General features: G+C 48.4%; 22 protein-coding genes. 16 read left to right on the top strand and 6 right to left on the bottom strand.

Annotated elements, in window-relative coordinates:
• Positions 1-24 precede the first annotated feature (24 nt).
• The 4 genes from M3630_RS21700 (at position 25) to M3630_RS21685 (ending at position 5,327) form a co-directional block, all read left to right on the top strand.
• Positions 25-1,368, top strand: a complete 1,344-nt coding sequence (locus M3630_RS21700) for an FAD-dependent oxidoreductase (protein WP_251253480.1) — start codon at positions 25-27, stop codon at positions 1,366-1,368.
• 30 nt (positions 1,369-1,398) lie between these two features.
• The gene (locus tag M3630_RS21695) at positions 1,399-3,087 is read left to right on the top strand and encodes a DUF4127 family protein (RefSeq protein ID WP_251253479.1); all 1,689 of its coding nucleotides are present in this window, start codon (positions 1,399-1,401) and stop codon (positions 3,085-3,087) included.
• 74 nt (positions 3,088-3,161) lie between these two features.
• A complete protein-coding gene (locus M3630_RS21690) occupies positions 3,162-3,635 on the top strand; it encodes an MgtC/SapB family protein (protein WP_173610201.1) in 474 nt (157 codons plus the stop codon).
• 579 nt (positions 3,636-4,214) lie between these two features.
• On the top strand, positions 4,215-5,327 hold the full coding sequence (locus M3630_RS21685) for an aminopeptidase (RefSeq protein ID WP_173610202.1): 1,113 nt from the start codon (positions 4,215-4,217) through the stop codon (positions 5,325-5,327).
• 25 nt (positions 5,328-5,352) lie between these two features.
• Here the strand turns inward: M3630_RS21685 and M3630_RS21680 are convergent, their stop codons facing one another.
• Positions 5,353-5,781, bottom strand: coding sequence for a DMT family transporter (locus M3630_RS21680; RefSeq protein WP_251253478.1), 429 nt, complete (start codon positions 5,779-5,781; stop codon positions 5,353-5,355).
• A 23-nt stretch (positions 5,782-5,804) separates the two neighbouring features.
• A complete protein-coding gene (locus tag M3630_RS21675; RefSeq protein ID WP_251253477.1) occupies positions 5,805-6,206 on the bottom strand; it encodes a cyclic nucleotide-binding domain-containing protein in 402 nt (133 codons plus the stop codon).
• A gap of 191 nt (positions 6,207-6,397) precedes the next feature.
• Here M3630_RS21675 and M3630_RS21670 point away from each other — a divergent pair, with 191 nt between their 5' ends.
• Complete coding sequence (locus M3630_RS21670) at positions 6,398-7,282, top strand: NAD(P)-dependent oxidoreductase (protein WP_251253476.1); 885 nt, start codon at positions 6,398-6,400, stop codon at positions 7,280-7,282.
• A 48-nt stretch (positions 7,283-7,330) separates the two neighbouring features.
• Here the strand turns inward: M3630_RS21670 and M3630_RS21665 are convergent, their stop codons facing one another.
• On the bottom strand, positions 7,331-8,392 hold the full coding sequence (locus M3630_RS21665) for an AI-2E family transporter (protein ID WP_251253475.1): 1,062 nt from the start codon (positions 8,390-8,392) through the stop codon (positions 7,331-7,333).
• Positions 8,393-8,595: 203 nt separating this feature from the next.
• Between M3630_RS21665 and M3630_RS21660 the strand changes: the two genes are divergently transcribed.
• Positions 8,596-11,508 carry a WG repeat-containing protein gene (locus tag M3630_RS21660; protein WP_251253474.1) on the top strand — a complete coding sequence of 971 codons (2,913 nt, stop codon included), beginning with the start codon at positions 8,596-8,598 and terminating at the stop codon, positions 11,506-11,508.
• 51 nt (positions 11,509-11,559) lie between these two features.
• Here M3630_RS21660 and M3630_RS21655 read toward each other — a convergent pair whose 3' ends face one another.
• The gene (locus tag M3630_RS21655) at positions 11,560-11,742 is read right to left on the bottom strand and encodes a hypothetical protein (protein WP_016740334.1); all 183 of its coding nucleotides are present in this window, start codon (positions 11,740-11,742) and stop codon (positions 11,560-11,562) included.
• A gap of 37 nt (positions 11,743-11,779) precedes the next feature.
• On the opposite strand from M3630_RS21655, the gene M3630_RS21650 reads away from it, so the two are divergent.
• Entirely contained in the window at positions 11,780-12,277 is a 498-nt protein-coding gene (locus M3630_RS21650) for a GNAT family N-acetyltransferase (RefSeq protein ID WP_251253473.1), read from the top strand.
• Between the two features lie 85 nt (positions 12,278-12,362).
• On the opposite strand, the gene M3630_RS21645 is transcribed toward M3630_RS21650, so the two are convergent.
• Positions 12,363-12,896 carry an acyl-CoA thioesterase gene (locus M3630_RS21645; protein WP_221867989.1) on the bottom strand — a complete coding sequence of 178 codons (534 nt, stop codon included), beginning with the start codon at positions 12,894-12,896 and terminating at the stop codon, positions 12,363-12,365.
• 490 nt (positions 12,897-13,386) lie between these two features.
• On the opposite strand from M3630_RS21645, the gene M3630_RS21640 reads away from it, so the two are divergent.
• The 3 genes from M3630_RS21640 to M3630_RS21630 all read left to right on the top strand — a co-directional run bounded on the left by M3630_RS21640 (position 13,387) and on the right by M3630_RS21630 (position 17,232).
• A complete protein-coding gene (locus M3630_RS21640) occupies positions 13,387-14,331 on the top strand; it encodes a GNAT family N-acetyltransferase (RefSeq protein ID WP_251253472.1) in 945 nt (314 codons plus the stop codon).
• Positions 14,332-14,553: 222 nt separating this feature from the next.
• Positions 14,554-16,290, top strand: coding sequence for a stage II sporulation protein P (spoIIP, locus tag M3630_RS21635; protein WP_251253471.1), 1,737 nt, complete (start codon positions 14,554-14,556; stop codon positions 16,288-16,290).
• Positions 16,291-16,365: 75 nt separating this feature from the next.
• Entirely contained in the window at positions 16,366-17,232 is an 867-nt protein-coding gene (locus M3630_RS21630) for a pentapeptide repeat-containing protein (protein ID WP_251253470.1), read from the top strand.
• 44 nt (positions 17,233-17,276) lie between these two features.
• Here M3630_RS21630 and M3630_RS21625 read toward each other — a convergent pair whose 3' ends face one another.
• Positions 17,277-17,606 (bottom strand): hypothetical protein, encoded by a 330-nt coding sequence (locus M3630_RS21625; protein WP_251253469.1) that lies wholly within the window; start codon positions 17,604-17,606, stop codon positions 17,277-17,279.
• Between the two features lie 219 nt (positions 17,607-17,825).
• On the opposite strand from M3630_RS21625, the gene M3630_RS21620 reads away from it, so the two are divergent.
• From M3630_RS21620 to cydC, 6 genes are all read left to right on the top strand, one after another.
• Complete coding sequence (locus M3630_RS21620) at positions 17,826-18,410, top strand: sigma-70 family RNA polymerase sigma factor (RefSeq protein WP_232774633.1); 585 nt, start codon at positions 17,826-17,828, stop codon at positions 18,408-18,410.
• Positions 18,400-19,155: a hypothetical protein gene (locus M3630_RS21615; RefSeq protein WP_251253468.1), complete on the top strand. Its 756-nt coding sequence runs from the start codon at positions 18,400-18,402 to the stop codon at positions 19,153-19,155. The genes M3630_RS21620 and M3630_RS21615 overlap by 11 nt, the downstream gene beginning before the upstream one ends.
• 392 nt (positions 19,156-19,547) lie before the next feature.
• Positions 19,548-20,963, top strand: a complete 1,416-nt coding sequence (locus tag M3630_RS21610; RefSeq protein ID WP_251253467.1) for a cytochrome ubiquinol oxidase subunit I — start codon at positions 19,548-19,550, stop codon at positions 20,961-20,963.
• Positions 20,953-21,966: a cytochrome d ubiquinol oxidase subunit II gene (cydB, locus tag M3630_RS21605; protein WP_251253466.1), complete on the top strand. Its 1,014-nt coding sequence runs from the start codon at positions 20,953-20,955 to the stop codon at positions 21,964-21,966. The genes M3630_RS21610 and cydB overlap by 11 nt, the downstream gene beginning before the upstream one ends.
• On the top strand, positions 21,966-23,711 hold the full coding sequence (gene cydD, locus M3630_RS21600; RefSeq protein ID WP_251253465.1) for a thiol reductant ABC exporter subunit CydD: 1,746 nt from the start codon (positions 21,966-21,968) through the stop codon (positions 23,709-23,711). Before cydB ends, cydD begins: the two co-directional genes overlap by 1 nt.
• A complete protein-coding gene (gene cydC, locus M3630_RS21595; RefSeq protein WP_251253464.1) occupies positions 23,708-25,465 on the top strand; it encodes a thiol reductant ABC exporter subunit CydC in 1,758 nt (585 codons plus the stop codon). Before cydD ends, cydC begins: the two co-directional genes overlap by 4 nt.
• Positions 25,466-25,495: the final 30 nt, after the last annotated feature.

Raw genomic sequence — 25,495 nt, 5'->3', positions numbered from 1 at the left:
AAGTTCTACAAGGAGTGAGTGCAGATGAATCGAGTAGTGGAAGCAGATGTAGTCGTGGTAGGCGGGGGCCCGGCAGGAATTAGTGCCGCTCTTGCCAGCGGACGATTGGGAGCCAAGACAATCCTGATCGAGCGGTACGGCTTTCTCGGAGGGATGTCGACGATTGCGCTTGTTTATCCGTGGATGACGTTTCATACGGAAAAAGGCGAGCAAGTCATCAAAGGAATTGCACAGGAAATCGTCGACCGCTTGCAAGAAAAGGGGGGATCGCCTGGACATTTGCAGGATACGGTGGGATTCGTGAGCACAGTCACGCCGTATCATCCGGAAATTTACAAGTTGGTCGCTGTGGAAATGCTCAAGGAAGCGGGCGTCAAGCTGTTTTTCCACAGCTTTGTCGATCAGGTGAAGGTAGAGGGAACTGAGATTACTTCGGTTACGCTCACCAGCAAATCGGGCAAATACGAGATCAAGGCCAAGGTGTTCGTCGATGCGACAGGAGATGCAGATATCGCTTATTTATCGGGAGCGCCGACGAGCAAAGGGCGAGATGCAGATGGGCTGACACAGCCGATGACCATGAAGTTTCGCATGCGCGGCGTCGATCTGGAGCAGGTGAAGCAGTACATGCTTGACCATCCAGATGAGTTTTATCATAAGACACCGTTTGCACAGCTGCCGTCCATTCCACTGACGGGTGTCCAAGGCTTTTATACGCATTGGAAGATGTCAGGTGTTCCGATTAATCGGGATCAAGTTCTGTTTTTCACAGGGCCTGAGAGCGATGAAGTTCTGATCAATTGCACGCGGGTGCAGGGGCTGGATGGAACAGACGTCGAGGATTTGACGGAAGCGGAGGAAGAAGGGAGACGTCAAGTTTTGTTGATATCTGAATTTTTGAAAAATAAAGTTCCTGGTTTCGCGAAAGCATCCGTCTCCGCAGTCGGAACGCAAATTGGCATCCGTGAGACACGCAGAATCGTCGGAGAGTACAGTTTGACGATCGAAGATGTGGTCGCGGGCAGGCGTTTTCCGGATGTCATCGCACGTAGCGGCTATCCGGTTGATATTCACGATCCTTCTGGCAAAGGCGTAGTGGCAGCAGATATTGAAGGGGAGGGCGCTTATGACATTCCGTATCGCTGTCTGATCCCTCCGTCCATTGACAACTTGCTTGCGGCGGGGCGTTGTATCTCTACGACCCATGAAGCGCTGGCGACGACCAGGCTTACCCCGAGCTGTATGGCGACAGGGCAAGCAGCAGGTACAGCAGCCGCTATCGCATTTCACGACAAGACCATTCCGCGTTTGATTCACGTGGGTAAATTACAGGAACAATTGCGTCTAGCGAATGCCGTCCTCGATTAAACCTTTTCATTTTGAAAGGAGATTGGATCTATGAAAAAGTTGCGCGTTGTCATTTCGACATTGGCTATGGCAGCACTAGTAACAGGCATGGTTCCATTTACGCAGACGAGTGCAGTTGCGGCGAAAAAAGCGTCACCCAAGCCAATTGCCAAAGTCGCCCTTGTCCCCCTCGATGATCGCCCGGTCAATACGTATTTTCCGCAAATGACAGCACGGGCAGGCGGGGTGGGGGCGATTATGCCGGATGAAGACATACTTGGTCACTTTATGACCCCGGGCGATGGGGAAGAAATTGGCGATTGGCTGATCAAACAGGCAAGCAAAGTGGACGGCTCGGTTATCTCTGTCAGCATGCTGGCATATGGCGGGCTGGTTGCGTCCCGTACCGATCAACAGTCCTATCAAGATGCCCTGTCGAATATCGAAGCCATTAAGAGACTGAGAGACAAACATTCCAAAAAGCCGATCTACGTCTTCGATACGATTCAACGCCTGGCGGTGACGGCGACTGATCCTGAAACATTGAAATACTATGAGCAAATCAGAGAATGGGCGATTTTATACGATGAGGTGCACAACCTCGGCATGTCGGAAAAAGAGGATCGACTCGATCAGTTGGAAAGGGAGATTCCCGAGTCTGTGCTGGAAGATTACTTGAATGCCCGCGAGCGGAATCACAAGATTAACTCCCTGTTGATCGACTGGGTAGAGGATGGGACCATTGATTATTTAGTGCTGGCTCAGGATGATGCTGCTCCTCATGGTCTTCACCGGGCAGAGCGGGAGACCTTGGTCAAAAAAGCAAAGGAGCTGGATGTTGAAGAACGTGTAGCGATTTTCCCCGGAGCGGACGAAGTAGGGACCGTTTTGTTGAGCAGATTTGCCTTGAACGAACTGCGCATCCATCCAAAAGTAGCCGTCGAGTATTCGGGTATAGACGGCGATGAATGGACAGCGCCGTTTGAAGACACGACCTTTGATGTGAATGTCGAGAAGCATATCATCGCAGCAGGCGGCAAGCCCGTTCGGGATGAAGACGACGCAGATATCGTACTCATGATCAACTCGCCGAAGAAAAAAGGACAGAGCAACGCAGAGAGACGCGAAGATCTGGATGAGTTCGTCGAAGAAATCAATGATCTTCTGGAGGAAGGAAAGCAGGTCGCCATTACAGACGTGACGATTACAAACAAAGCTGACCCTGAGCTGATCGAGCGACTACAAGAAGAGGTAAAGCTGCCGGAGCTGTTCGCATACACGGCATGGGGAACGGCAGGAAATAATATGGGAAGCGCGTTGGGACAGGCGTTGCAACGATCAGCCTTTTTGGAAAAAGGAAATCAGTTCGGTGTGCCCTTAACAGTAGATGCGGCAGAGACCCATATCAATCTGCTCTTGTCTTCGTTTGTAAATGACCATCATTACCGAAATGAAGTCATGGCAGAAGCTCGTGACCTCGTAAAACAGTTAAACGGAAATGAATGGAACCTCGGAGATGACTACGACGAAGTCAATGATTTTGTGAGGGATGCACTGACACCACATGCGGAAGAATGGTACGAAAACTACTTTGCCAATCAATCGCTGGTGATCGGAAAGAGAGGCAAGAATACGTTTGAAGGAGAAATCGTCGAATTAACGGATAGGAAGATCAGGCTTCCCTGGGAGCGGTTGTTTGAAGTCTTTGTCGGGCCGGAAGTGAAGATAGAAAGGGAGTAAGCTTTAGAAAAAGACGGTCTATTTTTTTGATTCTGCACATATCATGTCTCTATCGCTATAAGAAGGTGACGAGGATGGAGACTCTACACTGGTTGTATGTGCAGTATGACTTGGAAATGTATGTGCGGGTAGTGGTGAGCGCGATTCTCGGTTTGTTCATCGGGTGGGATCGCTCGCACAGAAACAAGCCTGCCGGGCTGAAAACGTATATGTACGTGTCCGTAGCCTGCACGCTGATTACACTGGTTTCTATTTACAGCACAAAGCTATACAGTGCGCCTGGCAACGGAACGATGATGGACCCGATGCGCTTGGCTGCACAGATTGTCACAGGTCTTGGCTTTTTGGGAGCAGGCGTCATCTTGAAGGACGGCTTGAAAGTAAAAGGACTGACCTCCGCAGCCATGATCTTTTTCGCTGGAGGGATTGGCATAGGGATCGGAGCCGGATTTTACGGCATTGTGATATTCTCGGTCATCATTTCCTTTGTACTTGCCCGGATCAGTCAGCGTGTGGAGGATGTCCAGCACAAGCGGTTAGGAAAGTGAATCATGGAGAAGCGGTGCATTAGCATCGCTTTTTACTTTTTGCAGGAGCCGTAGTGGGAGGAAGAAGCGAATTTCCAGTCTGCGCTTCGGCCTCCGCCCTGCAAGGGGAGGTAAGACTGTCCGCTTCGGAATAAATGGCGGGAGCGCTTCAAACGTAGAAGTTTCGAGGAAGTATTTCATAAGTGAAGCCTTAAATTCCCCGCCATTTATACCTACGCTAGGTTGGGCTCCAGAGGCGCTTGGACTGGAAATTCGCTTCTTCCTACGTAGCTATTCGTTCATTCGTTGAAAGAGGTTCTAAGATGTTCTATTTCAACTGAATTGGCTTTCACAAGCTTCCTTGCGTTAACTTGCAAAATGTTTTAATAACACGAAGGAATTTACTGCTGTACGAAAGCCCTGCCACATGTTTGGAAGGAGACCGCCCGAACGAAGAGAGGATATAGGCGACTGGAAAACATGTGGTAGGGCTTCTCCCGCCACAACAGTGTGGAGATCACTTGTTTTTAGATGATATTCCTCTGACAAACGCGCGGTATGCTGGAAGAGTAATAAAAATCTGGAAAGGACGCGAGCGCGATGCGAGATGAAAGATTAGGAAAAATAGCAGACAACTTAATTTCGTACAGCCTGGATGTGCAAGCTAAGCAGCATATTATGATCATGGTCGTGGATGAAGGAGAAGCGCTGGCAATGGAATTGGTGAAGCGGCTGTATGCGAAGGGAGCATATCCCCACCTGCGCTTTGTACGGCCGAAGGTCCAGCGGGAATGGTTGAAAGGGGTAACGGATGAGCAGCTTGCCCAGACCGTTCAGTGGGAAAAGGACTTGTGGTTTGGCATACAAGGCTATATCGGCATTCATGGCGAGACAAATGACAGTGAGATGAAGGATGTTCCGCAGGAAAAATACCGCTTGTACGCAGAAGCGTATGATTCTATTTTCCATTATGTCGACAATCAAATTACAGGACTGCGCATTAACTACCCAACCTCGGCCCTTGCTCAAAAGGCCAACATGACGACAGAAGCATTTGAAGATTTTTATTTCAATGTATGTTCACTCGATTATCGGAAAATGGCCGAAGCGTGCCAACCGTTGTACGATCTCATGGACAAAACGGACAAGGTGCGCATCGTCGGACCAGGGACAGACCTGACGTTTTCGATCAAAGGAATTGGTACGCGGACAGCGGTAGGCAAACGAAACATTCCCGATGGCGAAGTGTATACCTCTCCCGTGCGCGATTCGATTCACGGGACGATCAGCTACAATACGCCCAGCAACTTCAAAGGAACAACGTTTGAAAACGTCCGGTTTACTTTTCGGGAGGGAAAGATTGTCGAGGCGTACGCGAACCATACAGACAAGCTCATAGAAATATTGGACACGGATGAGGGGGCACGCTACATCGGTGAATTCGCCATTGCGTTTAACCCGTATATTTTGCACCCGATGGGCGATACTTTGTTTGATGAAAAAATCGCTGGCAGCTTCCATCTCACACCGGGTCGTGCCTATGATCAGGCGGATAACGGCAACCGCAGCGCGATTCATTGGGACCTGATCTGCATTCAGCGTCCGGAATACGGTGGCGGCGAAATCTGGTTTGACGATGTACTCATTCGAAAAGACGGAAGGTTTGTGCATGAGGCGCTGCTGGGGCTGAATCCGGAGCAATTGATTCTGTAGAGGAGGGCGATAATGCCCTCCTCCTTTATTTGAGTTTGAAAACGACTACGCCTGCGATCATGATGCCGATTCCGATGATCTTGTTCAAGGTGATCGGGACCTTCTGCACACCGAACAGGCCGAGTGAATCAATGAGCAGAGCGACGAGCAATTGGGAGATGAGCAGAATCGATACGGCATATGCAGGCCCGATGGACGTAATGCCTTTCATCACACTAAAAACGATCAGCGCCCCGAAAACGCCTCCAAGCAAATATACTTTGTTCACTTCCCCGATGCTTTTCCAATCGCCATCACGAACGTAGAGAAAGATCGAGAACGATACAAGAAAGCCTACTGCATGAACAATCGCATTGGTTTGCCACAGTCCGAGCTTTGTACTGGCTTGCGCGTTGAACACGCTTTGCAGACAAATAAAAACGCCAGCGAGTAACGAAAAGAGAATGCCTTGCACAATATGACCTCCTATATGGTTGATTACTCATAGATGTTTCCGCTCGCAAGCTCACTGATTTTTTCTCGATTTGTGATAATCAGTGCGCTTTTTTTGCGTTCGATCACGGATGCTGCGCAAAGCTTGCGGATGACCCGGTTCAAATGTCGGTAGCTAGTACCCAACAGCTCGTCTCCGATAATCGCGAGTGGATTGTTAAAGCGCAGCAACAACGATTTTCCATTAGGAAGCGTCGTGAAAGTTTTGATTTTTCCCTTCAAAATGAAGAACATATGGTGAAGCTGATCGCCCTTCGAACAGAGGATATCACCCTTCTCAGCCTGATACAGGCGCATTTCATGGAAAGTAGCGGCATCAAAAATATCGGGCAAGGGACTGTTTTGCACCAGCGTATGCAAAAGGGTGCGGTCGTGAAGTTCCTTCATGTATCAAGCCTCCTGCTCGTTTGCTTGCAGGTTATACCCTCTTTAGTAAAAGGTATTTGCGTGCGAAAAAAAAGGACATATGTCCTTTTTTCCATATAAACACAAAAGACGCGTAGCAGGAATATTCGGATAGATTCGAGAAGTACAACTGTCGAGATAATAGAAAAGAGAGAAACGAAGGAGTGGTTCACATGACTTTGCCTGTAAGTGAAAGAATCATTGGATTTGTAGGAACGGGTGTCATGGGGAAAAGCATGGCAAACCATTTTCTGCAAGCAGGATATACAGTGCTGGTATACACGCGGACAAAGGAAAAAGCAGCAGACTTGCTGGCAGCCGGTGCGATCTGGAAGGAACAGATCAGTGAGCTGGCAAAAGAGGCAAACGTCATCATCACAATGGTCGGCTACCCATCCGATGTTGAGGAAGTGTATCTCGGTGCGGACGGAATTGTGGCAAATGCGAAGCCAGGCACTTATTTGATCGATATGACGACATCGAAGCCGTCGCTGGCGAAAAATATTTATGAGGAAGCCAAAAAGCACGAGCTGCATTCCCTGGATGCTCCAGTCTCCGGTGGAGATGTGGGCGCACGTGAAGCGCGACTGACCATCATGGTTGGTGGCGATCAGGAAGTATTTGATGCGATGGAGCCTGTGTTTAGGATCATGGGGACAAACGTCGTGCTGCAGGGCGGTCCAGGTGCAGGTCAGCATACCAAAATGTGCAACCAGATTTGCATTGCGACGAACATGATTGGTGTATGTGAAGCGATCGCGTATGCGAAAAAAGCAGGTCTGGACCCGGAGAAAGTGCTGACGAGCATTGCAGCGGGTGCCGCGGGCAGCTGGTCGCTGTCGAATCTGGCGCCACGCATGATCGCGGGCAACTTCGCCCCTGGCTTTTACGTCAAACATTTTATCAAGGACATGGGAATCGCATTGGAAGCAGCAGAGGAAATGGGGCTGATGACACCAGGACTCGCACTCTCCAAATCGCTTTATGAAGAACTGGCAGCAAACGGCGATGCAGATAGCGGCACGCAAGCTTTAATCAAATGGTTTGAAGGCAAGTAAAGGCAAAAGGAGCCCTTTTCACGAGGGCTCCTTCTCTATGTCTATCCGTCACGTGTTGACTGGTACATCTCGTACATCTTTTGGGACGGTTTTATTTTTGGTTGGGGGCTGTTCCATTTTCTTCACTTCCAAGATGTCCAGCAAGAAAACAAAGGACGGAATCCCGACAATCAAACCCCATACTCCAAAGAAATGCTCGGAAAAGATCAGAACGACAAATGTGTAGAAAATCGGCAAGTGAGTCTTCGTTGCCATCAACCGAGGATTCAACACATAGGCTTCAAGCGCGTGAATCACCATGATGAAAATGAGCAAATAGATGACAGTTGCCAGACCACCGACACTAAAGGCGATGGCACTGAGCGGAATCAGTGAAATGGCGACACCTGCAACCGGGATGAGCCCCAGTATGAAGACCATGATTGCGAGTCCCAATAGATTCGGAAAGCCCATGATCCATAGACCGATGACGGTGAAGGTCGTATTAAATAAGGCGATCAGCAGCTGTGTTTCGATTACTTTGCCAAAGGTCAGGATAAATTTTTGGCTAAAGTAGGCGATTTCGTTGTATAGCCAGGATAATTTGCTCGTGCGGAATTGAGCAGTAAACGTAACCACATTGTTTTTGCCGAGCAGGAAAAACAGGCTCAAAATAATCGCCAGAAAGACATTGAACCCAACATTTCTGACTACTGCGAGAAAATCAAGGCTGCCTTGAACAATGCCCTTCATATCAAGCTTCCCAACAATAGACATAAGATAGGGGGCAAACTCATTGTCCTGATTTTGGTGGTACACTTGCTCGATGGAATGGAACAATTGTCCGGTTTGATGAATCAGAGCCGGAATGGCTTTCATCCCACCCACAACGAGAAAGAACGTCAACAACATATAGAGAAAAATGAGAATCAGCTTGGGATGGATCGGCGCGACTTTGTGTGTGAGACGCGTGAGGTATTGATGCAGCCGATTCATTAAATAGGTAACTAAAAAGGTCAGCAAAACCATGTTCAGCATACTTCCCAAGGAGTAAAGCAACAAACAAAACAACGCTAAAATCCCAAATCGTCTTACATCCGGCTTTTGCAAGGCGGCAGCAAAGAAATTCATGGGAACATCCTTTCCAAGTGCTCTTTTTAGCACTCCCATCCGTATACGATGATTATACTGCGTCGGTGTGAACAATTATAGCACGCTTAAAAGCGAGTGGAGGGAAAGAAAAGGTTCCAGTTGCTTGAAAAAGTGTAGCGAAACTATTTCGCCCTACGAAGCGTCAAAGGAAGGGAATGTTCGCCAAGGGAGGCTAATCACCAATGAGTATAAAAACAAGAACCGTGAGTCTGGTTACGGCGCTCATACTCGGGGCAAGTGCGTGGACTTCTTCTGTTCATGCGGCTACGTTTTCCCAAATTCAGCCGTATATAACAGACTATAAGATCGGTTTTACGGACGGTAACAAGCTGGTCACACAGGCCATTTATGATGATTTTGAGCGATCTTCCAAAAACATGATCGTAACAAAGGGCGGTAAAAAAGGAATTCTCGACGCGCGGACAGGGAAAGAAATAACTACCGCGATTTGGGATTATATTGACATTCCGGAGTCCAAAAATATTGCGATTGTTCAAAAAGGCGGCTGGTTCCAATATATCGATTTGAAGACGAACAAGCTGTCGACCATGAAGTTTGCTGGGGCGCATCCGTATTATTTATCCAATGAGCAAGGGACAGCGATTATGTTCTTAGGAAAATCATCGATGGTGATCCATGTAGATGGAAAGGTGCTGATTCCGCCAGTTGCAGGCAAGCTGTCGATGGTACAACTCGTTGCTCCTGATCAGACGGAAAATAAAGAGGCGGAGAAAAAGCGTTATTTCGTCGCGACTACTCCCAAAGAGCTCATCATGTACGATCCTGCTTCCGGCAAAAAGCTGTTTGCACTGCCAAAAGCAGAATTGATTCCAAACGAAGGCGGTCCTGACACTGCATATCTCAAGGTGCGATCCGGTGGAAAAGAAGGCTTGATTGATCGCAATGGCAAGTACGTACTCGAGCCGAAATACAATGCGCTCTATATTTGGAACAATGGATACTTTCAGGTGATCGGCCCCAAGGGACAAGGGCTGTGGAAGGACGGACGGATGCTGGCAGAGCCCATTTACAAAGAAGTCGGGTTCGAGCATAACAATCCGGATGTGTACTACACGGTTTCTGGAGATGTCATCACGTATCATTCCAAGTCCAAAGGTACGTCGCATCCATTGAAAAAAGGAGCCCAGTACTTGCATGGCAGCTACGTGCTGGGACAGGACCCGAAAACAAATCTGTACGGTGTCCTCCAAGTCGGGGGAGGGACGGTCATCCCCTTTGCGTATCCGCGGGCAGAAGGTCCGCCAGCGGCGCGCTTGCTGGTCCGCAGCGATGGGAAAAAAGCGATCCTCCCAGGCTGGGGAAAAGATGTCAAGGAGCCAGATTTTTGGTTCGACTCGTATGTGACCTTGGGCAGCTACAGCATGCTTAGCATTAAGGACGGAAACAAAATCGGACTTTATTCTGAAGATGAAGGCTTGATCCTGTCTCCTGTTGAGAATCGAATCATTCGCCACGAGGGAGTAACGGGGGAGGTGCTGGTAACAGAGCCGGATGGAAGGGTGCTGCGATACAGCATCAATGGGAAACAAATAGAAGCTGTCAATCCCAATACGTTGTCCGATGATTTGACGAAAAAGTATGAGCCGGGAAAAGGCGAGATGATTGTGGACCGCAAGACGAACCAACCAATCAGCAAGCTCTACCAATCTGTTTACATGGATTCCGATACCAATCTCATCGTTGCAATGGATCACGATTGGGCGGATCTTTATACCCCTGATGGCAAGCTGTTGACTACGGAGATCAAAGTCGCGGTGTGGAAGTCCGGCAACGACGGACCGCCTCTTACCTTGATCAAAGTTGCTGATTCCGTATACACGATGGGTGTGAGAGCGGGGAATGTCGGAATGGCGATGATCAAGGTCGATGACGGGCAACTCCAGGCCGTGAGCGATTTTGTGTATCGTGATGCAAACCAAATGATAGTACAAAATCAAAAGATCGTGATGACAGCACGGTTGGACGGCACGCAGGATGTATGGGCGCAAGAAGGGAACCAGCTCGTAAGCAAGCTCACTAGCGTGAAAGGTTTTCACACGGAATCTTATTTTGATCGGGTATTGATTCAGTCAACTACAGGATGGGATGTCTATTCACCACAGTTGCTCCGCTTAAGCACGGGCGATTATCAGTCCATGAAGTATATGCACGTATATGATCTCAAGACGGGTGCCATTGCCTACCAGGACAAGAAGACGGGATTGTACGGCCTTATGTCGCTGGAAGGAAAGGTACTGACAGCGGCCAAATACGAGGCGATTTTGCCAACAAGCAAAGTATTCCCACAAGTGTGGAGCGAGGCAGACGTTCAGACGCCTTATGTATTCACAACCAAAGACCAGTTCGGTTATCTCGATCAAGGTGGGCAAGAGCAGTTTGCGACAAGATTCCTGACGAAAAAACCTGTGGTCTCCTATAGTCTGATCACGTTCCAATCGTTTACGGCCTACTCAGATACAATGCGACAACGCCCACTTGAGCTGATCGATTTCGGCAAACCGTATAGCTGGCCAGCTGGCGGCAACAGCGAGAGCCATTTTTTTGCCAACCTGGCGCTTTATTTGAATCTACCGAAGGATGCAGGTAAGCAGGCGGTACTTTCAGAATTGGTGTCCAAAGGTATCATCAAAGCCGATGAGAATCGTTCAGTCATGAGCGACGAAGATATGTTCCGAGTGGCTTATTTCATGGCGACGGACAAAACTAGTCAAGCGATGACGACGCCACAGGTATTGGAATGGGCACAGAAGCGGGGAATTGTACCGTTTCGAGAGGGAATGAGCTACTACATGACGATGAATTTGTACGCGGAGTATCAGCACATCTTGATGACAGAGCTCATGCGTTCCCTGAAAGGAAAAAAAGTGCTCAAGCCAAAGGTGTTAACGACGACATCACTCAGTGACGCACAACAGCAAATGCTCACAACAGCACTGATCATGAACGGCAAGCCGGCGAATCAACTGCCAGTGCCGCTCCCACAAGCCGAGTGGCAAAAAGCCATTCAAGGCTTGGTCAACCAGTACAACAAGCAAGCAGCTCAATTGCTTGCAGCCTATGAAGCGAAGCTGTGAGCAGATCAACGTAAAGGCGCGGGAGTTCCATCCTGCGCCTTTTTTGCGCTATTAAAAAAACGGCCAATATTTTACAATTAACCAATAGAAGGCAGCGTGAACGCAAGCCGAGACCGCCAAGGATACAATGAACGAGACAAAAGAAATCTGATCGAGCTTGTAAGCGACAAAGAAAAATATCGTAAAGGCAATAAAGGCGATAAACGTGCCTTCTTCCAAATAAGCAACTGCCATATTCATTCCACCTCGATTCAAGAAAGGATACGTACCCATGATGATTGCTGTCGAAAAATTAAGCATACAGGATGCAGCCAGCTTGTTTCAATTTGAAGTGCGCAATCGCGCCTTTTTTGAAAAATCGGTTCCCAGTCGGGGAGATGCTTACTACCAATATGACCATTTTTTACGAGGTCTGCAAGCCTTGCTCGACGAGCAGGCGCAAGGAATCTCGTTTTTTGGCCTCATCAAAAACAGCCAAGGTGACATTTTGGGCAGAATGAATTTGGTAGACATCGAAAAAGATGAAGGAATCGGACATCTCGGCTATCGAGTCGGGGAAGCTACTGCTGGAAAAGGAGTGGCTTCACAGGCACTGAAGCTCTTTTTGGAGGGGCATACTCCCCACTTGAATGTCAGAATGATCTGTGCGAAAACAACACCGGATAACATCTCCTCTCAAAAAGTGTTGCTGAAAAATGGATTCGAACCCTATCAGATGAGGTCGGAAACACCGGATGACTTTCTTCACTATCGCTTGAGCGTTGTCTAAAGAGTTAGTGGCTGGAGGCACGAAGGAATTAGGCAGTTACAGCCAAAAGTCCCCTGCCTGTAAAAGGTAAGGGGACTTTTGGGCGTTACGGGGTGTTCAATAATGGCTCCCACGGACGTCTCGTTCCAAGCATATCCGCGAGATGCTTGTTATCCTTCCGCCTGATTTTTCGTGCCGCCGCTCGCTCGTCAGCACCATTATGCAGGAATACTTCCTCTTCCGTCTCCGGCACGACCTTGGGTACAGGGGTAGGCCGCCCATCCTCGCCAATCGCTACAAACGTGAGAAATGATGTGGCACAGACGCATCGAACGCCCGTTAGCAAATCCTCCGCAACAATTTTGACGAAGACCTCCATCGATGTATTATGCGTCCAAGTGACGAAGGCTTCGAGTGCAACCTCATTGTCCACCCGGATTGGCTGCAAAAAGTCGACGGAATCTGTGGAGGCTGTCACAACTGGCCCCCGGGCATGCTTCATGGCAGAGATCGCAGCAACATCGTCGATATGCGCCATCAGCCTGCCGCCGAACAGCGTATTGTGATTGTTCGTATCCGGGGGCAGCACATGGCTTGCCTTGAACGTGCGGGACTCCCGAACAAAACGTTGAATCGTCATACAGGTAGCTCCCTTCTTTCTTGCAATCGGATTATGAATGGTGACAATCTTCTCTCCTTTCATTGTTCCACAAAAAAATGGATCTATTCCTCTTGCCAAAAGAGACACTGATGCTGTTGCCACGAATGTCATTTGCCGCTATACTTGTGGAGTAGTTTATGGATAAAAATGTAACGGTTGTTGCTACGACCGTCCCTATATCGAAATGGTATGCACAGAAAACAGTGGAAAGGAGGGTATCCACATGAAAAAAAGATCATTACTGTCCTTGCCAAAAGGAATTGGATACTCCACCGCTGTTTTCTTTGATCTGGCTACATCACGGGAGAAGTATGTCCAAAAACGGATATAGCGACTATCCTTTGATGTAGTGGGATTCATCAGGGTACAGTGGAAAAACGCCACAGGTCGCATTCCTGTGGTTTTCTTTTTAGGGCACCGCAGGATTTCCTGTGGTGTTTTTTTATTTCGAGAAAGGGAGATGGATTGTATGCAAGGAAACGGAGAGAACATTTACGTAAGACTGGTACAAGAATCGGATGCACAGAGCCTCTTGGCGCTTGAAATGAGAAACAGAGACTTCTTTCAAAACTTCACAGGGACGAGAGAAGAGACGTTTTACACGCTGGAAGGACAAATCGACAGGATCAAGAGCGCGTTGGCGTTAAAAGAAGAGGACAGAGGGTACTTTTTTGTCATTGTGAAAAAAGGACAGGATGAAATCATTGGGGAAGTGATCCTTTCGGAGGTCGTAAGGGAGAATCTGCAAAGCTGCTGGATCGGTTACTTCCTGGACAAAGCGCATAATGGAAAAGGCTACATGACTGAAGCAGTAAAACTCGTCGTGGCCTATGCCTTCGAGACATTAGGCCTTCACCGTTTGGAAGCAGGCGTGATGCCGCATAATATAGGTTCGATCAAGGTGCTGCTAAAAGCTGGTTTCCACAAGGAAGGGATTGCCAAGAAAAACGTGAAAATCAATGGTCGGTGGGAAGATCATCAAACACTGGCGATCGTCAAGGAAGAACAAACCGACCAGGTGAAGCCCCAGGTTCAACGTAAAAATCCTGGATCAGTTGCTCCGCCTATGGGAGCCTATACACATCTGACGGTCGTTCCAAAAGGAGCCGATTTGCTCGTGCTTTCTGGGCAGGTAGGAATGGACATTCATGGAGAGTTGCCGACAGATATGAAAGAACAAGTAGAAAACACGCTACAGAACATACTGCGCAATTTTGAAAGTGAATCAGTTAGCGCGGACCATATTATCAAAATCAATATATGGGCAACCGAGAAAATGGATTGGAAACATTTTAATCAGGTATGGGAGAAGTTCCACGGGGGGACACCGCCAGCAATGACCATGTCTTACGTCCCGGCATTGGCAGTCCCTTCGCTCAAAGTGGAGATAGAAGCTTGGGCAGCGAAATGGTAGGGAGGAAATAGAAGGGTGAAGCTTTTCGCTTCATCCCTTTTTTCTGTAACTTTTTTCTAGCAAAAACGTCAATATTTTCAGGAGATAGAATAATCGTGACGTTATTACTGTTTTGACAGCAAAAGATGTCAAAACATGAAGGAATATGGGGACGAATCGAGAAGTTCTTTCTATTAGCTGGATTTTCCAAAAATAAGAGAAAAACAGAGGGGAACGAGGAACTTGCTTTTACGAGTAAATGTCAGCTTGCTAGCTGTTTTCTTCCTGATTTTGCTGATGCCTCTGTCCATTGCGCGAGCGGCCACCCATGTAGAAGTGGCGGTCGATCAGTTAAATATTCGAAGCGAGCCAGGTACGACTACCCAGATCGTCGCAACCCTCAAAAAAGCGACGCGGTTGCCAATCACCAAACAGCAAAAAGATTGGACCCAGGTAAAGCTGCCGAACGGCAATACCGGATGGGTCAATAATAAGTATGTGAAGATGATAGAAGTTCCACAGATCAAATATGTCAAAAGCAATGTGGATATGCTGAATGTTCGGGCAGAACCAAATGCCACTGCACAAATTTTGCAGATCATCGACAAAAACGGTGTGTTTTTGCAAATGAGAAAGCAGGGGGATTGGGCACAAATTAAGCTGTCTGATCAAAAGAACGGCTGGGTGAAAGCCAATTACTTGACGGAGACAGCGGCACCACCACCACCAAAACCACCACAGGTACCAGCACAAATCCCGGATCCGACAACAATTCCAGCACCGCCCCCTCCTGTAGTCCCATCCAGTACAGGGAGTGGATTTGAACAAGGGACAATCGTATTGACGGAAGGCTATGAAGTTTATGCGCAGCCAGATATTCTTGGTACCGTCATTGGTCAAATCCATGGCGGGATGACGATCAACCATTACGGATATGCAAATGGTTGGTATACCATCAACTTCAACGGTACCTATGCCTATATTTTCAAACCAATGGAACAGACGGGGACAGTTCCATCACTGCCGAGTTCAACACCGGGGGTACCAGCGACTTTGCCAACAACACCGCCGCCCTCTGTACAAGAACTACAGGTTCGTGTCAAAAATCCTGATTCCAATATCCGCAACGGTCCCTCAACCGAACATGCCATAATTGGAAATGTTCAACCCGGACAAGTATTCCCGGTTGTGCAAACAGTAGGAGACTGGTACCTCATCAGACTGGCAGACAATTCGACTGCCTACATCGCGGGGTGGATCGTAGAGAAGATTCAACCAGCTGGTACTCTGCCACCGACAGGAGCAACGTACGAGTACAACAGTGGGATGATTGGAAACGAGAAAGTGTATATCTATCACACCCATAACCGTGAGTCTTGGCGAAATGTTGCACGGAACCAACAAGGGAGCTCGGTAGATGATCCAGAGATTAACATCACGCTTGTTGGGAAACGGCTGGGCGAACTACTCCAAGCAAGAGGCATTTCGGCAATGGCGAGCCAGGACGATTTCGCTCAGAGATTGAGGGAACAAAATAAAAGCTACTCGATGTCTTATACCGAGTCGTACAAGGCGGTAGCGGCAGCGGCTGCAACCAGTCCGCACTTGCAGTACATTTTCGATATTCATCGGGACAGCGATGAGCCACGCAGCAAGGTAGCGATCACGATCAATGGCAAAACCTATTCCCGGATGCTGTTTGTAATCGGAACAGCCAACCCGAACCATCTGGCGAACAAAAAGCTGGCGGAAGAGCTGAACGCCCGTCTGGAAGCCTCTTATCCCGGATTGTCGCGGGGGATTATCCTGAAAGGTTCAAATCAAGGAAACGGGGTGTACAATCAGTCCATTTCCGAGGGCGCCCTGCTTTTGGAATTCGGCGGTACGAACAATACCTTGGAAGAAGGCTATAATACAGCAGAAGCCTTTGCCGAAGTCTTCGGGAATTACCTGATCGAATCTCAAATCGCATTCAATTAAACGGTTAATAAAAGTAGCACGATTCTTTTCGCCACGCGCGAGAGAATCGTGTTTTTTTCCGGGAGGATCATTTATATGGCTACGCATCAAGAACACATACAATCGACTAACGATAACAGTCGCGGTCATCTTCAAGGTGACTGTGAAAGCTGCTTTGGCTTATGCTGTGTGGCATTGCCTTTTGCTGCTTCCTCTGACTTTGCCATCAATAAAGACGCAGGCAAGCCCTGTAGTAACTTACAGGCAGACTTCCGGTGCGGTGTTCACACAAAGCTGAGAGACATCGGCTTTCGCGGTTGTACGGTCTACGATTGCTTTGGAGCTGGTCAAAAGGTGTCTCAAGTCACTTATGGCGGCCAAGATTGGCGGAAAGAACCCGGATCAGCGAAGCAAATGTACGAAGTATTTCCGATCATGTGGCAGCTTCACGAGCTGCTCTGGTATATAACGGATGCGTTGACCAAGCAAGCTGCCGAGCCGCTCCATCCTGCATTGAAGGAAGCAATGGAGGAGACGCAGCGCCTGACGGATCAGAGTCCTGAGGATATCCTGAAGCTGGACATCGCACTTCATCGAGCAAAAGTAAATGAACTATTGCTACAGACAAGTGAATTGGTACGCAAGGACGCGGTTGCCAAGTACAAAGGGGGCAAGCAAGGAAAATCCTATGGCCGAGGAGCTGATCTCATCGGTGCCAAGCTCAAAGGCGCTGATTTACGAGGCACCCAATTACGCGGGGCTTATTTGATTGCTGCTGATCTGAGGGGAGCGGATTTGCGGGGAGCCGACCTCATTGGTGCGGATTTTCGCGATACAGATGTGAGTGGAGCGAACTTGACGGAAACGTTGTTTCTCACGCAGGTTCAGCTCAACGCGGCGAAGGGTGATGCCAGCACCAAGCTGCCACCGTTGTTTACGCGTCCGCCGCACTGGGCTAAATAAAAGAACCAAAAGCAGGGTGTCATTCGTTGACAGCCTGCTTTTTCTCAAGTTATATGGTTCCCTCCAAGATTACGAGTCTGGATTGGAATGCAACCAACTATTTCTATTACTTCGACTACTCCTACTCTTCTCGAACCTTCCATAAAATATCCGATCACCCCAAGCTCCATTCTTTTTGTGTGGACCTCTTTACGCATGTGGGGGAAAAGAATCCACATGCGTGCAGTTCCTTCTGTAGGAACAGGGCTTGTGTTATGTAAAATGATTTCTCCGTGATCATCTTCAAATTCAGGATGGATGGCAAAGATGCCTGTTAGGCTTATGTCATCTCCCTCGTAAGAAAAATCACTTCGATAGCCTTGAAACGGTGTCACCTTTCTGCCGCCTTCATTTTCCGAGTAAAATCGATATTTTACTCGGAAAATCAGCGGGGTGATTCCTTATTTCTTCATAGGGTGTCCACATGTCATTTCCTCCGTTCTTTAAAAATGGTTGTTAATACAATTCTACTTTTGCCGTATTAACTAGCGTGAGGCTCACAACCAAACAAATTGCGCAATTTGTTTATTCCATCCAGAAGGGAGGGGAAGTAATTGGAGATTGCCCAAGTGAACACAGGCATCTGCCATAAAGAAGAACACGAAAAGCAAGCGGAAAGCATGTCGACCGAAACTTTTACCCAAATTTATGGTGCGTACTATAAGCGCGTCTACAAATATATTTGCTATCGTATCAATAATCACTACACAGCGGAAGAAATATGCAGTCATGTGTTTGAAATGGTGATTTCAAAATACAGCAGCTTCTCGCCGGATAAATCAAACTTTGAGGTTTGGTTGTTTGCGATCGCCAGAAATGCAGTAACAGATTACTTTCGCTTACAGAAGAAAAGGATCAGCTTTTCATTGGATTCGATTCTGAATCTGGTCTTGCCGAAGTCGTCACCGGAGGACATTGTGATCCGCGACGATAATCATCAAGCCTTATTTCAAGCACTGGCCAAGCTGAGTGACAAGGAACGCAATATCATCGCCATGAAATATGCGGCTGGTCTTAAAAACGCGGAAATTGCAGAACTTCTTGGTGTCAGTGGTTCAAATATTGGCGTCGTTCTCTACAGATGCTTGAAAAAGCTGCAAATGGAATTGCAAAAAGGGGGCTTCCGCTATGAAGAGTGAGCAAGATCTAAACGATTTTCGTGAACTCACCGACTTGCTTACTGATCTGGAATTAGATGACGCCACTCCAAAAGCCAGAATATACAATCGGCTGAAATTCAAATTGGAATCAGGAAACATACAATTACATGATAGGAAAAAGGACGGGATCTCTATGAAAACGAATAAATGGAAAGCTGTCTCAGTTAGTGCTGTTGCTGTTGTTTGCCTGTTAGGTGCATTCTCGACTACATCGTTTGCCCAAGAAATGCTCCAGACGATCTTGGCACGCTTTCAGGTTGGGAACATAGAAATTACCCAATACGATAAAGAACAGCCTGCTACACAGTCCAATACCGAAGGAATCGAGATACCTGTAGAACCCAAGGCCCCTCCACAGATGACATTGGAAGAAGCACGCGCAGCCAGCAAAATGAACTTTCCCGCACCGACATGGTTGTCAGAGAATTATTCCTATAAAAACACGGTCGTTCATGGCGAGAGTATGGTAGAGATTCAGTATAAAAAAGGAAAAGAGTTTATTTCCTTGCTGATTTCAAACGGTGGTGAAAACGGCATCAGCACGACAGAGGGTGTCAAGATCGAAACCATTGGCGGGAAAAAGGTGTATTTCGCCAACGGGATCGTGATTTGGGAGCATGAAGGATTCACGTACGAGTTGTACCAGATGGCAGAGAAGAGCTTCGATGCTGCGACTATCGGCAACATCATCGAATCCTTGTCAACGAAATCCGTCAAAAAATAAGCAGTTGTCACTTAACCACGTACCCAGGCACACCGACTTCGATTTTTCGAGGTCGGGGATCATCTGGGTATTCCACTCATGATGGGCCTTGTAACGGGGCCCATTTTTGTATGTGCCGTCACAGAGTGTTAAAAATCATGTAACGAATCGGACACCCTCTAGGGTCAAAAGTCCTGCTACAATTACACATGACCGGAAATATACAGGGTAAAACAAAAAACTCTCTCACGAAGGTGAATGCGAAAAGGGGGGTTACAGGAGAGAGAATTATTTGTGAATTTTTTCACATATATTTGTGATATTTTTCACAAAGTCGTGATAAATGCGGATTTCCCCACTGGTATAATTCCGGTACATAAAGGCCAAAACGCGAATAGAAAGGGATCTTGTACATGGATATAGTGGATTTGGGACGACTTCAATTTGCGATAACAACGATCTTTCATTTTGTTTTTGTGCCGATTTCCATCGGGCTGTCCTTATTAGTAGCCATTATGGAAACGATGTATGTGGTAAAAAAGAATGACTTGTACAAAAAAATGGCCAAGTTTTGGGGAACCTTTTTGCTCATAAATTTTGCTGTCGGGATCGTGACAGGGATTATGCAGGAGTTCCAATTTGGGATGAACTGGTCAGATTTCTCACGATTCGTCGGCGACGTATTTGGAACACCGCTAGCGATTGAGGCTCTCTTGGCATTCTTCCTCGAATCGACTTTTATTGGACTATGGGTATTCGGTTGGGATCGCTTGTCCAAAGGTGTGCATCTCGCATGTATTTGGCTCGTATCCATTGGAACGATTCTTTCGGCTCTTTGGATTCTTGCAGCCAACTCGTTCATGCAGCAGCCAGTCGGCTTCGCTATTAATAACGGACGAGCAGAGATGGTCGATTTCTTCGCTCTCCTTACCAATGGACAATTACTATATGAATTCCCGCATACCGTATTTGCGGCATTTGCGACAGGAGCCTTTCTGGTAGCAGGTATCAGTGCTTGGAAGCTGTTGAAAAAACAAGATGTTCCATTCTTTGTGCAATCTTTCAAAATTGCGATCGTGGTAGCATTGGTTTCCTCGGTTGCTATAGCTCAATTTGGTCATGGTCAGGCACAGTATTTGGTTGCTACCCAACCGATGAAAATGGCAGCGAGTGAAGGGCTGTGGGAAACAAGCGCGGACCCGGCTCCTTGGACGGTTTTTGCAACGATTGATCCAGAAAAACAAGAAAACGGCTTTGAAATAAAAATTCCATATTTGCTTAGCGTTCTGACGTACAACTCACTTTCAGGTTCTGTCCCGGGCATGTTGGAGTTGCAGGCGGAGTATGAGAAAACTTACGGTCCAGGAAACTACATTCCCCCAGTTCGGACGACCTTCTGGAGCTTCCGCATCATGGTAGCGGGCGGTAGTGCCATGATTTTGCTGGCTTTGTACGGGGCATATCTCGCTTTGCGCAAAAAGCTGGAACAGCCAAACAAGCGGTTCATGCAGTTGATGGTTGCGGGTATCTCGTTGCCATTCATCGCAAACTCGGCTGGGTGGATCATGACGGAGGTAGGTCGTCAGCCATGGACGGTATTCGGTCTGTTGCGTGTTGAAGATTCGGTTTCCCCAAGCATTAGCACAGGAGCGGTATGGTTCTCTCTCATCGCCTTCACGACGATTTATCTCATCCTGCTGTGCCTCTTGGCTTATCTGTTTGCTCGTGTGGCCAAAAAAGGGCCGGAATTGGATAGTCATGAGGAAGTAGAGAATGTACAGCTTCAAGATCCATTTGATCGTGTAAGGAGTGAACGTTATGGAGCTTAATGAACTGTGGTTCCTGCTCATTGCCGTTCTGTTTACCGGATTTTTCTTTCTCGAAGGCTTCGACTTTGGTGTCGGCATGGCGACGCGCCTGCTCTCACGAAATGATTTGCAAACCCGGGTTCTGATCAATACGATTGGCCCGTTCTGGGATGCCAATGAAGTGTGGCTGATTACAGCCGCTGGTGCGATGTTCGCAGCGTTCCCAGAGTGGTATTCCACGATGTTTAGCGGCTATTATCTCGTGCTTACGCTAATTCTGCTTGCGTTGATTGGGCGAGGGGTAGCATTTGAATTTAGAGGCAAAGGGAAAGGCGAGGCTTGGAAAAAGACGTGGGACGCAGCGATTCTGATTGGAAGCTTTGTACCGCCGATGTTGTTTGGAATGGTGTTTGCCAGCCTGGTGAAGGGTGTGCCGATTGATCAAAATATGGAAATGACTGCGGACTTCTCTGATATTGTGAATGGATACTCGTTGTGGGCAGGTGTGACAGTTACAGGACTATGCTTGCTGCACGGTCTGAACTTTATCTCGCTGCGCATAGTAGGCGAGCTGCGTGAAAAATCACGTGTACTGGCAGCAAAGCTGTTGCCTGTGCAAGCGGTTCTCATGGCAGTGCTTGTAGGGTGGACATTCATGGTAACCGATCTGTTTGAACGTCAGGGTGTATTGTTGACAGCAGCCACACTCTTAGGTGTTATCGCCTTTGTACTGGCTCGTCACTACCTGAGACAAGGCAGGGAAGGTTGGGCTTTCGGGATGACAGGCGCGATGATCCTGTTGACATTCGTCTCGATGTTTATCGGTTTGTTCCCACGGGTGATGGTCAGCACGATTGATAGCGCGTTTGATTTGACCCTTTATAATGCAGCTTCGAGTCCATACACGTTAAAAGCAATGACCATTGTTGCAGCAGTGCTTTTACCGTTCGTGCTAGCCTATCAGGCTTGGAGCTACTTCGTTTTCCACAAACGAGTCACTGAAAAGGATCATTTGGAGTACTAATGGACAAGGAATTGTTCCGATTACAAGGAATCCGACCGGTTATGCTGCTGCTAGCCGGTCTTTCCCTCCTGCAAAGTGCGGCGATTATCGGCCAGGCAGTGTTTTTGGCGAAGTCGATCTCGATCTTGTTTGAAGGTCAAGCGGTTCAGATGGCGTATCAGTCGCTTGCCCTGTTTTTGGTCATGATAGCCGCTCGTCATACCATCGTTTGGCTGCAAAAGAAAATCGCTGGTCGTTTTGCTGAAGCCTCCAGTGAGTCTTTGCAAGGGCGAGTTTTATCCCGATTGTTCGAGCGTGGTCCACGTTTTGCAGCCAGTGAAGGAAGCGGAAAGCTTGTTACGCTTGTCCTGGAAGGTGTAGATCGTGTACGTACCTACCTGGAGTTGTCTGTTCCGCGTACGCTGGATATGGTTTTTGTTACGTTTCCGCTTCTGGCATTTGTCTACACGCAAGATGTTATTTCTGGACTGATCCTTACGGTGACGATGCCAGTTCTCATCGGATTTTTTATCGTTCTCGGTCTGGCGGCGCGTAAGCAGGCAGACAAGCAATGGTGTTCGTATCGAATGCTGTCCCATCATTTCACCGATTCACTTCGCGGGCTTGCGACGCTCCGGTTTTTGGGACGCAGCAAAGACCATGGGGAGACTGTAGGAAGAGTGAGCGATCAATATCGATCCGCTACGATGCGCACGTTGCGCGTGGCCTTCTTGTCTTCTTTGGCACTCGACTTCTTTAGCATGCTGTCTGTCGCGTTTGTGGCGGTTGGTCTTGGATTGCGGCTGATTGAAGGGAGCTTTGGCTTTGAAACGGCATTGGTCATCCTGATTCTTGCACCGGAGTACTTTTTGCCAGTACGGATGCTTGGATCGGATTACCACGCCTCATTGGATGGAAAGGAAGCGCTAGGGACGATTCGTACCATTATCTATCATGCCGCCACTGATGATCATAAGGCGGAACCACAAGCATCAGATAGTCAGACGTCTCTGAAAGGTGTATGGAATGGAACGATTACCTTGTCCGATATTCGGGTCGTCGGTGAGGATGGCAGACAGGTACTGGGTGAGATATCTGCGGAACTGGGCAGCAACATGAGAAGAGTGGGCATTGTAGGGGCGAGCGGGGCAGGAAAATCAACCCTTCTCGGAGTGCTAGGCGGTTTTTCTGATCCCGAAGCTGGCGTGATACACGTAGATGGGCAACCCATTACGGGGAATGCGAAGCGGGAGTGGCAGCGGCAAATCGCTTACATTCCGCAGCATCCGTATTTATTCAATCAATCGTTGGCGGATAACATTCTTTTCTATGAACCGGAAGCGACCCAGGAACAGGTGGAGCAGGTGATTCGTGCTGTCGGTCTGGGAGAGCTGGTGGACAGCTTGCCAAATGGCTGTGACGAAATCATTGGCGAAGGGGGGCGCATGTTAAGTGGCGGACAGGCACAGCGGGTTGCGTTGGGACGTGCGCTGCTTGGCAACCGACCAGTGATTTTGCTCGACGAGCCGACCGCTCACTTGGATATTGAAACGGAATGGGAGCTCAAACAGACCATGTTGTCCGTGTTGGGGGACAGGCGCGTATTTTTGGCCACGCATCGTTTGCATTGGATGCGAGACATGGATTGGATTTGGGTAATCGATCGGGGTCGACTGGTAGAAGCGGGCACCTTTGAACAGCTCGTTGCACAAAAAAGCGTATTTTATCGGTTGTTGACAGCTGGTGCCAAGGGGGAGAAAGGATGAAGGAAGCGCGAGAAGGCAATCAGGGGTGGTTTTTTCCATACTTTCGCCAGTTTTTCTGGCAGATTGCTGCAGCGGCTTTGCTGGGAACCTTGGCAGTGGCATGTGCGGGTGCTCTGCTGTATACGTCCGGGTATCTGATTTCTCGCTCCGCACTCAAGCCCGAAAACGTCTTAATGGTCTATGTTCCCATCGTACTTGTCCGGGCTTTTGGCTTTAGCAAAGCAGTCATTCAGTACCTGGAGCGTTTGGTCGGACACGATGCAGCTTTGCGTGTATTGTCGCGTATGCGTGTGCGATTGTACCAGGCCATCGAACCGCAAGCGCAGCTTCTCCGCACTCGTTTTCGTACGGGAGATTTGCTTGGTGTACTGGCGGATGACATCGAGCAACTACAGAATGTTTATCTGCGCTTTGTGCTGCCAGCCGTCTCGGCGGTCCTCCTCTACGGGGCAGGTATTGTGGCATTGGGGAGAATGGACGGGATGTTCGCGCTCTTGATGGCGTTGTACTGTGGTTTTCTGCTGTTTGTTGCACCGGCAGTAGTCTTATGGTCAACCATTGCCAAGAGTCGTCGGTTCAAGCAGGAGAGACAGGCCGCATACAGAGTGCTGACTGATGCTGTTTTTGGCATGAGTGACTGGATTCTCAGTGGTCGTACGCAGGAGTTTCTCCAGTCGTTTACAAGACGGCAAATGACAGCTTCCCAGATCGAAAACGCCATTCGCCGCGGAGAATGGCGAATACAGTGGATGTCGCAGTGTGCAATCGGTGGAGCCATAGTCTTACTGGTCATCTGGGCGGGCGGACTTGCCGCTGCGAATCAGATTCCTGTTACGTTGATTGCTGCGATTGGGCTGGTCGCATTTCCTTTGATGGATGCGTTTGCCCGTATTTCTGACGCAGTTGTGCGAATGCCAGAATACAAGGAGTCTCTGGGGCGGCTTCGGGAGATCGAGAGCGGTCGTCCATCCATTGTGGAAGTCCAGAAGGAAAAGGTGCCTGATCAAGCTGGGGGCAGCTTGAAGCTCGATCATGTTCATTTTCGTTACCCGCAAGCCAGCGGTTGGAGTGTGCAGGACGTGTCTTTTGAGGTGGCTCAAGGGGGCAAAATGGCGTTGCTCGGTCGCAGCGGAGCGGGTAAATCGACGATACTGAACTTGATTCGAGGTGCCATACAGCCGGAGGCAGGTCAGGTGACCATAAATGGGCAGCCTGTCCAGTCAGAGGAGGCTTCTGCTTGTTTGTTTTCCGTATTGAATCAGCAGCCGTATTTGTTTGACACAACTGTAGCCAATAACTTCAGGCTCGGTCGACCCAATGCGTCCGATGAAGAAGTGCGTTCTGTGACAGCTCAAGTCGGTTTGGATCAGCTAATTGAATCCCTGCCGGACAGTTATCAAACACGGATGCAGGAAACCGGTCTTCGCTTTTCTGGCGGAGAAAGGCAGCGCATAGCCCTTGCCCGTATTTTGCTGCAAAACAAGCCGATTGTTCTCCTTGACGAGCCGACAGTGGGTTTAGATCCGTTGACCGAACGCGATTTGATGGCAACGATCTTCCGTGTCTTACAAGGGAAAACCTTGATTTGGGTGACTCACCACTTGAGCGGTGTAGAGGAAATGGACGAGGTCATTTTTATAGAGCAGGGACTCATCTCGATGCGAGGGACACATGAGCAGTTGTATGAGGACAATCCAAGGTATCGCAACCTGTATATATTGGACTGTCCATTGGCGTCCGTGTTGGAAAAATAAGAAGAGGAAGAGAGGCTGTTCCGGAGAAGG

Origin of the sequence: Brevibacillus sp. MER 51 (assembly GCF_023714195.1) — a bacterium.
GTDB lineage: Bacteria > Bacillota > Bacilli > Brevibacillales > Brevibacillaceae > Brevibacillus.
This window is presented reverse-complemented; position numbering and strand designations above follow the sequence as displayed.